This window comes from Comamonas odontotermitis, from assembly GCF_040396735.1.
GTDB classification, from domain to species: Bacteria; Pseudomonadota; Gammaproteobacteria; order Burkholderiales; family Burkholderiaceae_C; genus Comamonas; species Comamonas odontotermitis_C.
The window spans coordinates 119,705-133,074 of the sequence record NZ_JBEBNZ010000003.1 but is presented as its reverse complement, the minus strand read 5'-3'; the positions used below and the strand labels follow the sequence as shown (position 1 = coordinate 133,074).

General features: G+C 62.9%; 13 protein-coding genes. 7 read left to right on the top strand and 6 right to left on the bottom strand.

Going from position 1 to position 13,370, the window contains the following annotated elements:
• Positions 1 to 84: 84 nt before the first annotated feature.
• Entirely contained in the window at positions 85 to 714 is a 630-nt protein-coding gene (locus ACH2DG_RS04630) for a hypothetical protein (protein ID WP_395024520.1), read from the bottom strand.
• Between the two features lie 247 nt (positions 715 to 961).
• Positions 962 to 1,132, bottom strand: a complete 171-nt coding sequence (locus tag ACH2DG_RS04625) for a hypothetical protein (protein ID WP_224149264.1) — start codon at positions 1,130 to 1,132, stop codon at positions 962 to 964.
• A 38-nt stretch (positions 1,133 to 1,170) separates the two neighbouring features.
• Between ACH2DG_RS04625 and ACH2DG_RS04620 the strand changes: the two genes are divergently transcribed.
• From ACH2DG_RS04620 to ACH2DG_RS04595, 6 genes are all read left to right on the top strand, one after another.
• A complete protein-coding gene (locus tag ACH2DG_RS04620) occupies positions 1,171 to 1,566 on the top strand; it encodes a hypothetical protein (RefSeq protein ID WP_395024519.1) in 396 nt (131 codons plus the stop codon).
• A gap of 102 nt (positions 1,567 to 1,668) precedes the next feature.
• On the top strand, positions 1,669 to 2,451 hold the full coding sequence (locus tag ACH2DG_RS04615; protein WP_395024518.1) for an energy-coupling factor ABC transporter ATP-binding protein: 783 nt from the start codon (positions 1,669 to 1,671) through the stop codon (positions 2,449 to 2,451).
• A 5-nt stretch (positions 2,452 to 2,456) separates the two neighbouring features.
• On the top strand, positions 2,457 to 3,050 hold the full coding sequence (locus tag ACH2DG_RS04610; protein WP_395024517.1) for a CbiQ family ECF transporter T component: 594 nt from the start codon (positions 2,457 to 2,459) through the stop codon (positions 3,048 to 3,050).
• A 33-nt stretch (positions 3,051 to 3,083) separates the two neighbouring features.
• Positions 3,084 to 3,695: a biotin transporter BioY gene (locus ACH2DG_RS04605; protein ID WP_395024516.1), complete on the top strand. Its 612-nt coding sequence runs from the start codon at positions 3,084 to 3,086 to the stop codon at positions 3,693 to 3,695.
• On the top strand, positions 3,692 to 5,245 hold the full coding sequence (locus ACH2DG_RS04600; RefSeq protein WP_395024515.1) for an AMP-binding protein: 1,554 nt from the start codon (positions 3,692 to 3,694) through the stop codon (positions 5,243 to 5,245). Before ACH2DG_RS04605 ends, ACH2DG_RS04600 begins: the two co-directional genes overlap by 4 nt.
• 89 nt (positions 5,246 to 5,334) lie before the next feature.
• Entirely contained in the window at positions 5,335 to 6,513 is a 1,179-nt protein-coding gene (locus ACH2DG_RS04595; protein ID WP_395024514.1) for an acetyl-CoA C-acyltransferase, read from the top strand.
• A 150-nt stretch (positions 6,514 to 6,663) separates the two neighbouring features.
• Here ACH2DG_RS04595 and ACH2DG_RS04590 read toward each other — a convergent pair whose 3' ends face one another.
• Entirely contained in the window at positions 6,664 to 7,377 is a 714-nt protein-coding gene (locus tag ACH2DG_RS04590) for a nitroreductase (RefSeq protein WP_395024513.1), read from the bottom strand.
• A 631-nt stretch (positions 7,378 to 8,008) separates the two neighbouring features.
• Here ACH2DG_RS04590 and xth point away from each other — a divergent pair.
• A complete protein-coding gene (xth, locus tag ACH2DG_RS04585) occupies positions 8,009 to 8,785 on the top strand; it encodes an exodeoxyribonuclease III (RefSeq protein WP_395024512.1) in 777 nt (258 codons plus the stop codon).
• A 209-nt stretch (positions 8,786 to 8,994) separates the two neighbouring features.
• Here xth and ACH2DG_RS04580 read toward each other — a convergent pair whose 3' ends face one another.
• The 3 genes from ACH2DG_RS04580 to ntrC all read right to left on the bottom strand — a co-directional run bounded on the left by ACH2DG_RS04580 (position 8,995) and on the right by ntrC (position 13,358).
• Positions 8,995 to 10,323, bottom strand: coding sequence for a dicarboxylate/amino acid:cation symporter (locus ACH2DG_RS04580; RefSeq protein ID WP_395024511.1), 1,329 nt, complete (start codon positions 10,321 to 10,323; stop codon positions 8,995 to 8,997).
• A gap of 387 nt (positions 10,324 to 10,710) precedes the next feature.
• A complete protein-coding gene (locus ACH2DG_RS04575) occupies positions 10,711 to 11,637 on the bottom strand; it encodes a hypothetical protein (protein WP_395024510.1) in 927 nt (308 codons plus the stop codon).
• A 158-nt stretch (positions 11,638 to 11,795) separates the two neighbouring features.
• On the bottom strand, positions 11,796 to 13,358 hold the full coding sequence (gene ntrC / locus ACH2DG_RS04570) for a nitrogen regulation protein NR(I) (protein ID WP_395024509.1): 1,563 nt from the start codon (positions 13,356 to 13,358) through the stop codon (positions 11,796 to 11,798).
• Between the last annotated feature and the right edge of the window lie 12 nt (positions 13,359 to 13,370).

Here is a 13,370-nt window from a genome sequence, read left to right as displayed (position 1 = left end):
AATCTCCGCCTTCGCTTTTCCACAAAAAAAAGCCAGCGCATGCGCTGGCTCCCGTACCGGCCCTATGCAGGGCTATCGTTTTGCTTATTTGTGCTTGCGCTTCTTGCCGCCTTGCTTGCGCTCCGGCTCGCAGGGGGCAGCATTGGTTTTGACCATGTGCTCAGGCCACAGGCTGTAGCTCAGGTCTTCGTCGGTGCTGCCGTTCACGTTCAGCGGGTAGAGACCAGGTGCAAACTTCTTGCATTCCTTGTACTGTTCGGCGGGGCTGGTCAGCTCAGGACGCACTTCGTAACTCAGGTTCACCGTACCGTCGGACTTGGGGTCCTTGGCCGTCACATCGATCTGGTTGCCGGTGCGCTTCCAGGTACCACGGTAGAGCACCTGCTTGCCGTCGTCGGCCTTGGCCTTGTAGACCACACGCCCCCCCTTGAGAAATTGGACGCTGAAGTTGCTGTTGCCTTCGCCGTTGGCAGTGGCATAGCTCTGCTGCACGAACTTGTTGGCCTTGGCATCGGCGAACTGGGCCGTGGCTTGAGGCACTACAGGCGCAGCTGCGGCCTTGGCCGCTTCTGCAGCCTTGGCGTCTTCCGCCTTGGCTTCCTCAGCCTTGGCCGCTGCAGCCTGTTCTTCTTTGGATGGGCCGGATGCGCAGCCTGCCAACAGCAGCGCCGCCAACAGCGCGCTGGTAGCGCCGAGTGGATTCAGTCGTTTCATAGAGACCTCAGGTAATTGGCCCTCGCCGAGCCGGATATGAAGGAAAGCCCGCTTGCCACTCGCAGCAGCACAACGGCAAACCATAGAAATTATGAATCGACGAGGCAAAACCGAATCTTTTTACCCATCAATTTTTTGTGAGGCGTTGCGCACACGCTGCAAGCGTCAGACCGTCCGCCCAAAAAGAAGGCCGCCCGAAGGCGGCCAAAAATTGCCAAAGCGCGGCTTGGATGTACCCAAGCGGCATCTACCTCCCCCGCAGCACCAGCTGCAAGCCTTTGAGCATGTGAGCGAACGAGTCGGCGGCCTGCGCCGTGGTGTGGGGCCAGACCAATACCGAAAAAGCCAGGGCCACTGCAACGATCAATCCAACGAAAGTGGCGAAATCTTGCCAGTGGTAATGCGGATGTTCCAACATGGAGGCCTCCTTTCGTGCAGGTTGCGTGTTACCCATCATTGGAACCCAGCAGCCTGCCTTGTGATGTCAGCCGAAATCGACAAAGCCCCCATAGCCCATTTGGCAGTTTTTGGGAGTTTTTTCTCATATTGAGATTAAAAACCACGCAACACCTTACAAAACAAGCACATCAAGCTATCAATTTGGAAGCAATCATTCCGTTTCAGGGCAGCTTCGGTAGTACGCTGGCCATGAAAGATGGCTGCAATTTCCTGCCGGATGCGCACCGCTTCCTTGCAAATCCATCTAACTTCTGGCATTTCACCGGCATCTGGCAGCCATCTTCAGGCATGCATTTCATTGTCGATGGATGCACCCGCCAGCTTGCAAGATGGCGCAGGTGCGACAATACTCGGCAACCCCGCAAGCCTGGCGCTGCCGCACGCCTGCCGTGAAGCAAAGCGCTTTCTGCAGTGCATTCGCCCCGCATACGCCAAGGCTTCAAAGGGTTCCAAAACTGCCAAACCAAGCTATTGCTTTCCGCTTTCCACCTTGCCATGACTGCCATTGCGCCCGCCCCGCCAGATACGGGCATCCACCTGCAAGACGTGCACCTGACGCGCGGCGCCCGGCCCGTGTTTGCCGGACTGAGCCTGTCGCTCACCGAGCGGCGCGTTGGCTTGATCGGTGACAACGGCGCAGGCAAGACCAGCCTTTTCCGTCTGCTGTGCGGGCTCGAAATTGCAAGCCAGGGACAGGTACACATCGCAGGCCATGATGTGCAAAAGCACCGCGAACAGTTGCCCGGCTTGGTGGGCATGATGTTTCAGAACCCGGATGACCAGATCATCTTCCCCACCGTGGAAGAAGAGCTGGGCTTGAGCCTGCAGTACCAGGGCATTGCGCGCAAGGCAGCCATGGTGCGGGCCCGGCAATTTCTGGCCGAGCGGGGCCTGGCCGAATGGGCGCCACGCGCCGTCAGCAGCCTGAGCCAGGGCCAGCGCCAGCAAGTCTGCTTTCTGGCCATGCTGATGGCTGCGCCCCGGGTGATGCTGCTTGACGAGCCCTTTGCCAGCCTTGACCTGCCCGGCCAGGCGCGGCTGGCAGCCGATCTGGACCGCACCACTGCACAGATCGTGGTGTCGACCCATGTGCTCAGCCATGTACGCCACTTCGAGCGCGTGGTGTGGCTCGCTGGCGGCCTGGTGCGCGGCGATGGCCCGGGCGAGGCCGTGTGCGCAGCCTACGAACTGGATGTGAAAACACGCTCTAGCGCACAGACAGAGAGCGCAGACAGCTTCGAAAACAGTAGCAAAACCGCTGTTGCGGTACAGGGCTGACCGGCATGGGCACGCTCTACAGCGACATTCCCAGCTGGCTGCACCGCGTGCCTGCCGGTGCCAAACTGCTGGCACTGGCCCTGTGTGGCCTGGGCCTGCTGTTTGTCGTCGATACACGCGGCCAGGCTGCGGCCTTTGCCGTGGTGCTGGTGCTGTACGCAAGCCTGGGGGCCGCATCACGCCCCACGCGGCGCCTGGTGGTGGCCGCGCTGGTGGCCTCGGTACTGGTAGGCGCGCTGCATGCCGCCACTGGCCAACCGCTGGTGGGCCTGGCCAGCGGCCTGCGCCTGATGAGTGCCACCATGCTGGGTGCCATGCTGACGGCGACTACGCGCTTTGGCGATCTGCTGGATGTGGCTGAGTGGCTGCTGGCCCCTCTGGCCCGCTTTGGCGTTCCCGTGGAGCGGCTGGCGTTGCAGTTGGGCCTGATGATGCGGTTTGCCGAGCAGTTTTTTGTGCAGTGGCAACGCCTGGCAGATGCCTACCGCGTGCGCACCGGCCGCGCCGGAGGCCTGCGCCTGTTTGCGCCGCTGGCCATCCACATGCTGGTGACTGCCCGCAAGGTGGCCGATGCGCTGGCGATACGGCTCAAGCTGTGACGCCGCCCCGATTTGATTGATGAAAGCCTGTTCATGACCATGACCTCCTCCTCTCACCGCGAATCCCGCGCCCAGCGCATTGCACTGGTAGCACTGTTTGCCGCGCTGATGGCCGCGTTCGGCATGATTCCCAAGATCGACCTGCCTCTCGGCGTGCCGATCACCGCACAGACCATGGGCGTGATGCTGGCCGGCTGCATGCTGGGCGCCAGCATGGGCTTTCAGGCGATGGCGCTGTTCCTGCTGGCCGTGGCACTGGGCTTGCCGCTGCTGTCGGGCGGACGCGGCGGCATGGGCGTGTTCTTTCTGCCTTCGGCCGGCTATCTGGTGTCGTGGCCGTTTGCCGCCATCGTGACGGGTCTGGTCATGCGTGCGCTGTCGCGGCCCGCTGGCACTGTGCCTGCTTCGCCCAAGCGCCTCGCACTGGCCGCGTTTGCGGCCTCGGTGGTGGGCGGTGTGCTGGTGATCCATGTGTTTGGCGTGGTGGGCCTGATGCTGCTGGCCAAGCTGAGCCTGGTGCAGGCGGCCATCGGCACCCTGGTGTTCGTGCCGGGCGATCTCATCAAGTGCGTGCTGGTGGCCGTCATCGTGCATACCGTGGCCCGTGGCCTGCCCGACTGGCGCTTTGGCGGCCGGGCGCTGTGAGCCAGCCTGTGCTGCCCCTGCAGGATTGGCAACGCCTCGTCCACGGCCCGCTGGCCCACTGGGCGCAGTTGCAGCCCGACGCCGTGGCCGTTGACGACGGCTTACAGCGCATCCGCTTTGCCCAGTTGCATGCCGCTGTGCAGGCGGGTGCCGATCAACTGAACGCCAGCGCTGTACCCAGCACACGGCTGCTGGATGCCACTCAGTCTCCCATCGCACTCATCACCGATTTTCTGGCCACCACTGCCAGCGGCCGCTGCGCTGCGCTGGGCGATGCCGCCTGGCCCGCCGCCCAGCACGCAACGGCGGCGCAATGGATTGCCGACTTAGCAGCAAAAACACCGCTTTGCATAGATGCACAAAGTGCAGACCGCTATCCTTTTTATATTGGTTTCACCTCGGGCAGCACCGGAAAGCCCAAGGGGTTCCGGCGGCACCACCAGTCATGGGCCGAGAGCTTTCGCGTCTGCGTGGATACATTCGGCACGGCAGCGCACGGCCCCGTAATGGCGCCGGGCAACCTGTCACATTCGCTCTTTCTGTTTGGTGCGCTTCTGGGGCTGTGGACGGGCGGCGGCGTTCAATTGCAGCCGCGCTTTTCGGCCAGCCAGTGCTTGCACGGCCTGCAGCAGAACGCCACGCCATGCCTGGTAGCCGTGCCCAGCCAGTTGCTGGTGATGCTGCAACTGGCCGAGCGCCGCGCGCTGGCGCCCATCGCGTCGCTGCAACTCATCCTGATCAGCGGCGCGCGCTGGATGCGCCAGCACACCCCTGCGCTGCAAGCGCTGTTTCCCAATGCGCGAATCGTGGAGTTCTACGGAGCCTCTGAAGCCAGCTTCATCGCCTGGATGGATGCCGACGCGGCAGCACCCCCGCAGGTGGTGGGCCGGGCCTTCAGCAATGTGCAACTGCAGATTCGCAGCGAGACCGGCGCCGCCCTGGCCGGAGGCCAGATCGGCCAGATCTGGATCAAGAGCCCGATGCTCTTTATGGATTACGTGGGCGACAGCCATGACGCCACCGCCGCGCTGCAGGATGGCGAGTGGTTGAGCGTGCGCGACATGGGCAGCCTGGACGCGCATGGCCAGCTCACCCTGGTGGGCCGCGAAAAGCGCATGATCGTCACCCAGGGCAAGAACCTGTTCCCCGAAGAAGTGGAAAACCTGCTGTGCGAGCACCCGCGCATCGCCGCCGCATCGGTACACGGCGTTGACGACGCACTGCGTGGCAAACAGGTATGGGTGGCGGTGCAACTCAAGGATGCAGCGCCTACTCCCTCTGCGAGCGGCACACCACGGCAGGTACAACAGGCGCTGGACACGCTCGATGCCGCACTGGCCGCAGAACTCTCCGCCTGGTGCCGCAACCGGCTCGAGGCCTACAAATGCCCGCGCCGCTGGCTGGGCTGGTTCGCAGCCGCTCCCGCTGCGCCGTGGCCGCAAACGGCCAGCGGAAAGACCGACCACACGGCGATTGCCACATTGCTGCAAAGCAGCATGGATCCACCCATGGCATCTGTGGTTGCAACAGCAAACACGGCGACACGTTAAAGTAGCCCCTGTCGCGCTGCGAAAGGCGCTATCAAAATGAAAGCTGCCAGCGTCCTTCTGCAAAGCGCTGACGGCTGTTTTCTCCAAAAATGCCTGCACACCCCGTCTACATTGCCAGCTACGCCCGCAGCGCCGTGGTTCCGGTGGGCGGCGCCTTCAAAGCACTGCATGCGCATGACATCGGCGCGCCCGTACTGCGTGCCCTGCTGACCAAGGCAGGCGTGCCCGCCAGCCTGGTGCAGACGGTGGTATTGGGCAATGCGCTTGGCGCTGGCGGCAACCCGGCACGCATGCTGGCCCTGGCTGCGGGCCTGCCCCACACCTGCGCATCCTACACGGTCGACACCCAGTGTTGTTCCGGGCTGGATGCGGTAGCGCTTGCCGCCAACCTGATTGCCAGCGGCCAGGCCGATGTGGTGGTGGCGGGCGGCGCAGAAGCCTGGAGCCGCGCGCCCATGCGCGCCACGCGCCCTTTGCATGCCGGTGATGCGCCCGTGCCCTACGAGCGCCCCGCTTTTGCGCCGCATCCGCATGACGATCCAGACCTGCTGCTGGCCGCCGCCCGCTATGCGGCAAGCCAGGGCCACACCCGCGCCGCACAGGATGCCTACGCCGCTGCCAGCCACGCCCGTGCGCTGCAGGGCGCGAACGTACTGGCCGCAGAGATCGTGCCCATCCAGGGAGTGGCGCAGGATGCTTTTGCGCGCGGGTTGGGAGCAAGGCAGCTGGCTCGCCTGCCCGCCATTGCCCACACCGATGCCGATGTGGACACCGCCACACGCGCAGAATATGCCGTCAGCAGTGTGGCCATCTCGCCCAAGGCCGATGGCGCGGCACTGGTGCTGCTGATGAGCGATGCTGCCTGCTCGCGCCTCCACACAAGGCCCCGCGCCCGGTGGCTGGGCCATCAATCGGTGGGCGGCACGCCTGCCATGCCCCTGGTGCTGGCTGCAGAGGCAGCCCGCAGCCTGTTGCAGGCCCACCAACGCCGCTGGGCGGATCTGGCCGCCATCGAGCTGCACGACGCCTTTGCCGTGCAAGGCCTGCAGTGGCAGGCTCTGCTGCAGTCCGAAGGTGCGGACGCGGATGTGCTGAACCGGCACGGCAGCGGTATTGCGCGCGGACACCCGATTGGCGCGTCGGCCGCCGTTGCCCTGGTGCGGGTGCTGGCGGAGCTGGAATTGGCGCCACCCAGAGGGTTGGGATTGGCAGCAATAGCAGGTGCTGGCGGACTGGGGAGCGCAAGCCTGGTGCAGCAGATGGGCTGATGCCTTTATTGACACCCCGCCACCGCGTTTGCAATAGTCCCGAGTTCGGCCACCAGCCTCGCGCTGAAAGTGATTCGCCCCGAGTCATAGGCTTCCAATCAACGGTACTGGAAAAAACTCCACTGGAAAAAGCGCACAGCCATTGGCGACTCAGCAACCGTCCCCTAAGCGCTGAAAGTATTCGCCAAGGGCTGCCCGCGCAGTCACCGTCTGGTTCACTGGCGCATCGGTGTCTTCATACCCCATGGCCATGCCGCACACCACCGTCTGCGATGCCGGCAGTTGCAGCACATCGCGGATCAGGCCTGGGTACGAGGCCATCGCGCCAATGGCGCAGGTTGCCAGACCGCGCGACTGGGCAGCCAGCATCAACCCGTAGATCGCCATGCCCAGGTCCATGTAGCCACCGGGGCCAAAACCACTGTCGATGGTGATGATGAGCGCCACCGGCGCCTGGAAGAACTGAAAGTTGCGGCCAAACTGCGCTGCGCGACCGGCGGTATCACCCCGCTCCACGCCCAGCGCGCCATACAAGGCCTGCGCCGCTGCCACCTGGCGCTTGCGCAGCGACATGGGCAGCGGGTTGGGGAAATAGCCGTAGTCTTCCGCCTCCTGCGCACCTGCCGCATAGGCCCGCTGCAGACGGACGGACAGTTGTTCGCGCAGATCGCCGCATACCTGCCAGAAATAGCCCGGCTGCAGGTTGGCGCCACTAGGCGCGCGGCGGGCCTCCTGCAACACGGTGTGCAGCACTGCATCGGCCACCGGCTGCGGAGTGAAGGCGCGCACCGAGCGGCGCACCATGGCGGCTTGTGAGGCAGCCCCCTCTGCGGGGGCAAAAGAAAGAAGATCAGGCTGGTTCATGGCAGTGGGCGCCATTGTAGTGATGGGCCAGCAATCCTTTTCAACGGCCCGCTTTTCGCGCCTATCCTTGCCCCTACGCTTCACCCTACGGAAGCGAGGAAACGACAACATCTGACGCATTCCGAATAATAAAACTGTTCATCCATACAGTATTTCTTTGCTATACTGTTTTTTCATACAGTATCAACAACCGCATCCACGGCACCAAAGGCACGCTGCAATCCATATAAAGACCATCAGTTCTTCGACACAAGCCGCTTCAGACACGCAAGACACTCGAAATACCCGTGTCATGTTCGCGTTGCAACCTGTCTGCCCCGGCCTTGTACCCCTGCCCGCATGTGCATGCGGCCCGGATGAATTTTTTTGAGCGAAAGCGGATGCTGGTGCGCCGGATGCAGCGAGTAGCTCCCCTTCTCCTTCGGCGCCAGCGCTTACTGAGCGTCGTTCAGCCACCCTTGCGGTGGCTTTTTTTTGCCATCGGGAGCACGCCTGCGCCGGTACCCTGCCAGCAACAGCCTTTGCGTCGTTCATCCGGCATACGTGCTCTACACTTAGCCCATAGCAATGCGCTGTGCGTTGCCCATCCATGGCCTCGCCATGGAAACGGAAGAAACGGAATTTTTGAGATATGCAAATTGCCACCTGGAATGTCAACTCCCTCTCCGTCCGCCTGCCGCAGGTGCTGGACTGGCTGGCAGCCAATCCGGTCGATGTGCTGGGGCTGCAGGAACTCAAGCTCACGGATGACAAGTTTCCGCACGATGCCTTTGCGGCTGCCGGCTACCAGGCGGTGAGCTTTGGCCAGAAAACCTACAACGGCGTGGCCCTGCTGGCCCGCAGCGCCATTGCCGATGTGGTGCGCGCCAACCCGCACTTCGAGGACGAGCAGGCGCGCGTCATTGCAGGCACCATCTCCAGCCCCTCAGGCGACATCCGCGTGGTCAACTGCTATTTCGTCAATGGCCAGGAGCCAGGATCGGAGAAATTTGCCTACAAGATGCGCTGGCTGGGCGGGCTGGAGGCCTATATCAAGGCCGAACTGGCCGCACACCCGCGCCTCGTGCTGGTCGGGGACTTCAATGTGGCACCGGAAGACCGCGACAGCTACGACCCCGATGGCCTACGGGAAACCATCCACCACACGACCGAAGAACGCAACCACTTCCGGGGCCTGCTGGCCCTGGGCCTGACGGATGCCTATCGCATGTTCGAGCAACCCGAAAAAAGCTATAGCTGGTGGGATTACCGCATGCTGGGCTTCCAGAAGAACCGTGGCCTGCGCATTGACCACATCCTCGTGAGCGAGGCGCTCAAGGGCAGCGTGAGCGCCTGCATGATCGACCGCGTGCCACGCAAGAACAAGCAGCCGAGCGACCATGCACCGGTGGTGATCACCCTGGGGTGACCAAGACCAAGACCCAAGGCCGTGGAGACGCCCTCCGCAGGCGCTTGATGGCGCCAACGCTGCAAACTGCGGTTTTTCAGCACCACCTGAACGGCAGCGCAGCCCCTGAAAAAAACAGACTGGCAATGAAAAACGGGCGCTGCACGCGCCCGTTAGATCACTTGATCTTGATCTCTTGATCAATCGCAGCCGAGCTGCCCCGGCCTGCATCAGGCCTTCTCAGGCTCCTGCACCGCGTGCATGGCCAGCGCAGCTTCCTCATCGAGCTTGCGCGCCAGCGCCTCGGCATCTGCCTCCGACAGCAATTCGCCTTCCCACTTGGCAACCACGGCCGATGCCAGCGAATTGCCAACCGCATTGGTGGCCGAGCGGCCCATGTCAAGGAAAGTGTCCACGCCCAGAATCAGGAGCAAGCCTGCTTCTGGAATATTGAAATGGCCCAGGGTGGCAGCAATCACCACCAGCGATGCACGCGGCACCCCGGCAATCCCCTTGGAGGTCAGCATCAGCACGAGCAGCATGGTCACCTGGGTGGCCAGCGACAGCTCGATGCCGTAGGCCTGTGCGATGAACAGCGTTGCAAACGTGCAGTACATCATCGAGCCGTCCAGGTTGAACGAGTAGCCCATGGGCATGACAAAGCTCGAAATCTTGCGCTTGACGCCAAAACGGTCGAGTGCGTCAAGAATCTTGGGGTACGCAGCCTCCGAACTAGCGGTGGCAAACGACACCATGAAGGCCTCCTTGATGAGCGCCAACAACTTGAACACGCGCTTGCCAAGGAAGGCGAGGCCCGCCAGCACCAGAATCGACCACAGGATGAACAGGCCCAGATAGAACTCGCCCATGAAGACCGCAAATTTCAGCAGGATGCCCAGTCCGTTGACCGCCACGGTCGAAGCCATGGCCGACAACACCGCCAGAGGCGCGAGCTTCATTACATAGCCGGTGATCTTGAGCATGACGTGCGACAGCTCGTCGATGGCTGCAAGCAAGGTCCTGGCCTTGTCGCCCAGCGCCGCCATCGCCACGCCAAAGAACATCGAGAACACCACGATCTGCAGGATCTCGTTGTTCGACATGGCTTCGGCAAAGGATTTGGGCACCGTGTGGTTGATGAACTCACGCAGCGTGAACTTGCCCGTGGCCAGGTTGGTGGCGGCGCTCACATCCGGCAGGGGCAATCCCAGGTTGTGGCCCGGTTGCAGCACATTGGCCAGCACCATGCCCAGCAGCAGCGACACCAGCGATGCCGTCAGAAACCATAGCATGGCCTTGAAGAACACCCGGCCAACCGAAGCGGCATCGCCCATATGCGCAATGCCCACGACCAGGGTGGAGAACACCAGCGGCCCGATCAGCATCTTGATCAGGCGCAGAAAGATATCGGAGACCAGGGAGATATAGCCGGCGACTTCCTTGACCTCGGCCGGGTCCGGCACGCTGGCATGGACGATATAGCCCACCACGATACCCAGCACCATGGCGGCCAGAATGACCAGGGCCGACGACATGCCCTTTTTGCCCGTTAGAGCCATAACGATTACCTTCAATCAGAGCGGTTGTTGGTGCCATCAACGCTCCTAGCGGGGCTCTTGATGCACATCGGCGGTTGTTGTTCTCGTGATCCGGATGTGCACATTCCTCTCCGACGCCGCGCAGTCTGGCGCGCCAAGGCGCATGCAGGGCGCCAGCAGGAGGGAAACCATGAGCCCGCTTTTGACAGCAGGAATGCAATATTCTGCGGGTGCGATTGTAATCGCAACCTCCCGCCTCCCACGGCGCAGGGGGGCCGAATTCCCGTGCGCCCAGCAGGTATCTTGCCAGCCGGAATGCGCATGCGCTCTACAGAAAAGAATCAGGTATAAATGGCCGCAATCGCCCAGCTGGTAGGCGCATAAACTTCAAATTCAATAGCAACAAGATCAGCGGGCCCGTGCATCCTGCATGTGCTGCAACTCATCGATATAACGGCGCAACTGCTGGGCCTGGCCCTGCAGAAGCGGGCGTAATTCCAGCGGCAGGGCAGATTCCAGCACACGCTGGTAGCGTTCGGCGGCCAGCACCAGGCACAGGCTGCATTCGGCGATGAGGTCGCGGTCGGTCACCATGTTGGCGCGCTGCTTGAAATCCGTCCAGCGCCGGTGCAGGCGACCGGCTGCGCTCTGGCCGGGACGCTCCACCAGCGGGCCGCTTTCGGGCTGGGCCAACAGCACCTCCTGCAATTGCCAGTTCAGCGCACGAAACTGCTCGGCCAGTGCATACAGATAGGTGCGCAGCGCGATGGCACGGGCCTGCTCGCTGCCTGCCACCAGGCATTCCTCGCAGTCCTTCAGGCCTGTCTGCAGCACCCGCAGCGCATGCTGTACTTGCGCGGCCGACAGCTCCTCACCGCGAATGCCTTGCAGCGCGTGCTCATACGCGGCGCTGGCAATTTCGCGCGCCTGTGGCCAGGTGAGCGTGCTGCTGCCGCGCACATGCTGCCACTGCACTTCCAGTTGCGGTGCCACCTCGTCAAAGCCCTGCGGATTGCGCTGCGCAGCAAACCAGCCAAGCGACAGCGCGAGGCGGTATGTCTCAAACGGCTGGCCCACCACGTAAAAATCCATGCCCTGATAGTGGCTGCGCCAATAGGCCTCTTCCCGCGCGGGATTGCCCCACTGCCCCTTGGCCTTGGGCGGCAGGCCCCCGGCCAGCAGGCTGTGCACCGCATCGCCCGCCACATGGGCCATGCCATTGGCTGTGGACACCGCCAGCCGCACAGTATTGAGCATGGCCGAGCGCTGCCGCCCGACCCGCTCCGGCGAGTTGCGGTAGGCCTGGGCCGTGAACACCGAAGACATTTTTTGCATGCTTGTACACGTAGGAAAGCTGTTTCAGCCCATTGTGACATGCTCCAACGAGAGCCGCCCACGGCCCGCTGCCTCCGCTGGCTTCATCGTTCACCACAGTAGGCCTAAAGGCAATACAGCCCGCATGCTGCGGGCTGTACTTCAAACCACCAAGCCTCCTACTCGTCGCCTGCTGCGAGACCCAGTTCCTGGATTTTGCGGGTGATGGTGTTGCGGCCGATGCCCAGGCGCTGCGCAGCTTCGATACGTTTGCCGTGCGTAGCAGCCAGGGCTGATCGGATCAGCTGGGATTCAAACCGGCGGCTGAGAATGTCCCATACCTCGGTGCTGCCCGACTGCAGCAGCGCATCGGCCTCCCGGGCCAGATCGGATTCCCATGGCGCTGCGGAGCCTGGGGCGGGTGCCATGGAGGGGCGAGGTGCTTCTGCAAGCGGTACAGCATTGCCATTTGCTACTGAATTAATAGCTACTGGCACTTGTGGAACAGACGCAATAGGCGTATCCGGCACCAAGGCCTGCGGTACCGGTGCAGTGGATACGCCAGCCCCAGCCGTGCTTTGCAGCACTTCGGGTGGCAAATCCTGCTCGGACACGCGCTGGGCTGGCGCCATCACGGTGATCCAGTGGCAGATGTTCTCGAGCTGACGCACGTTGCCAGGAAAGCCGAACTGCGCCAGCCTCGCCAGCGCGCCTTCGGACAGCTGCTTGGGCTCGACCCCCAGCTGGCGGGCACTGGCGGCCAGAAAGTGGCGGGCCAACATCGGAATGTCTTCCCTGCGTTCGCGCAGCGGCGGCAGCCGCAGGCGGATCACATTCAGGCGGTGGAACAGGTCTTCGCGGAACACGCCCTTTTGCACGCGTTCTTCCAGGTTCTGGTGCGTGGCGGCAATCACCCGCACATGCGATTTGACCGGCACATGGCCACCCACCCGGTAAAAATGTCCATCGGAGAGCACGCGCAGCAGACGGGTCTGCAGATCGAACGGCATGTCGCCGATTTCGTCCAGAAACAGCGTGCCGCCCTCGGCCTGCTCAAAGCGGCCCCTGCGCTGGGTCTGCGCGCCGGTGAAGGCGCCGCGTTCATGGCCGAACAATTCGGATTCGAGCAGATCCTTGGGAATGGCTGCAGTGTTGATGGCCACAAACGGCCCGCCCGCAACCGGTGAGTGCTTGTGCAGCGCGCGCGCCACCAGCTCCTTGCCCGAGCCCGATTCGCCGGTCACCATCACGGTCACATTGCTTTGCGACAGGCGCCCGATGGCACGAAAGACGTCCTGCATGGCGGGCGCCTGGCCCAGCATCTCGCCATTGCCGGCCGACTGGGCCGGGTCCGGCATCTGGCTCTGGCTTTGCTGCACGGCGCGCTGGATCAGCTCCACCGCCTTGGGTACGTCAAATGGCTTGGGCAGGTACTCGAAAGCACCGCGCTGAAAGGCAGACACCGCGCTGTCGAGGTCGGAGTACGCCGTCATGATGATGACCGGCAGTTCGGGCTGGGCAGCATGCAGCTGCTCCAGCAACTGCAGGCCGTTGCCGCCCGGCATGCGGATGTCGCTGACCAGCACGGACGGTGCCTGAGACGGGTCCTCGTTCGAGGCGAGCGCCTCCAGTACCTCCTGCGGATGCACAAAGCTGCGCGTGGGCAGTTGCTCGCGCGCCAGCGCCTTCTCGAGTACGAACCGGATCGAAGGGTCGTCGTCCACTATCCAGATGGGTTTCATTGTCGCTATCGC

Excerpts from the sequence above, each read along its gene's own strand:
- ACH2DG_RS04630 (WP_395024520.1), bottom strand. The coding sequence starts at position 714 with ATGAAACGACTGAATCCACTCGGCGCTACCAGCGCGCTGTTGGCGGCG.
- ACH2DG_RS04625 (WP_224149264.1), bottom strand. The coding sequence starts at position 1,132 with ATGTTGGAACATCCGCATTACCACTGGCAAGATTTCGCCACTTTCGTT.
- ACH2DG_RS04615 (WP_395024518.1), top strand. The coding sequence starts at position 1,669 with ATGACTGCCATTGCGCCCGCCCCGCCAGATACGGGCATCCACCTGCAA.
- ACH2DG_RS04610 (WP_395024517.1), top strand. The coding sequence starts at position 2,457 with ATGGGCACGCTCTACAGCGACATTCCCAGCTGGCTGCACCGCGTGCCT.
- ACH2DG_RS04605 (WP_395024516.1), top strand. The coding sequence starts at position 3,084 with ATGACCATGACCTCCTCCTCTCACCGCGAATCCCGCGCCCAGCGCATT.
- ACH2DG_RS04595 (WP_395024514.1), top strand. The coding sequence starts at position 5,335 with ATGCCTGCACACCCCGTCTACATTGCCAGCTACGCCCGCAGCGCCGTG.
- ACH2DG_RS04590 (WP_395024513.1), bottom strand. The coding sequence starts at position 7,377 with ATGAACCAGCCTGATCTTCTTTCTTTTGCCCCCGCAGAGGGGGCTGCC.
- xth (WP_395024512.1), top strand. The coding sequence starts at position 8,009 with ATGCAAATTGCCACCTGGAATGTCAACTCCCTCTCCGTCCGCCTGCCG.
- ACH2DG_RS04580 (WP_395024511.1), bottom strand. The coding sequence starts at position 10,323 with ATGGCTCTAACGGGCAAAAAGGGCATGTCGTCGGCCCTGGTCATTCTG.
- ACH2DG_RS04575 (WP_395024510.1), bottom strand. The coding sequence starts at position 11,637 with ATGCAAAAAATGTCTTCGGTGTTCACGGCCCAGGCCTACCGCAACTCG.
- ntrC (WP_395024509.1), bottom strand. The coding sequence starts at position 13,358 with ATGAAACCCATCTGGATAGTGGACGACGACCCTTCGATCCGGTTCGTA.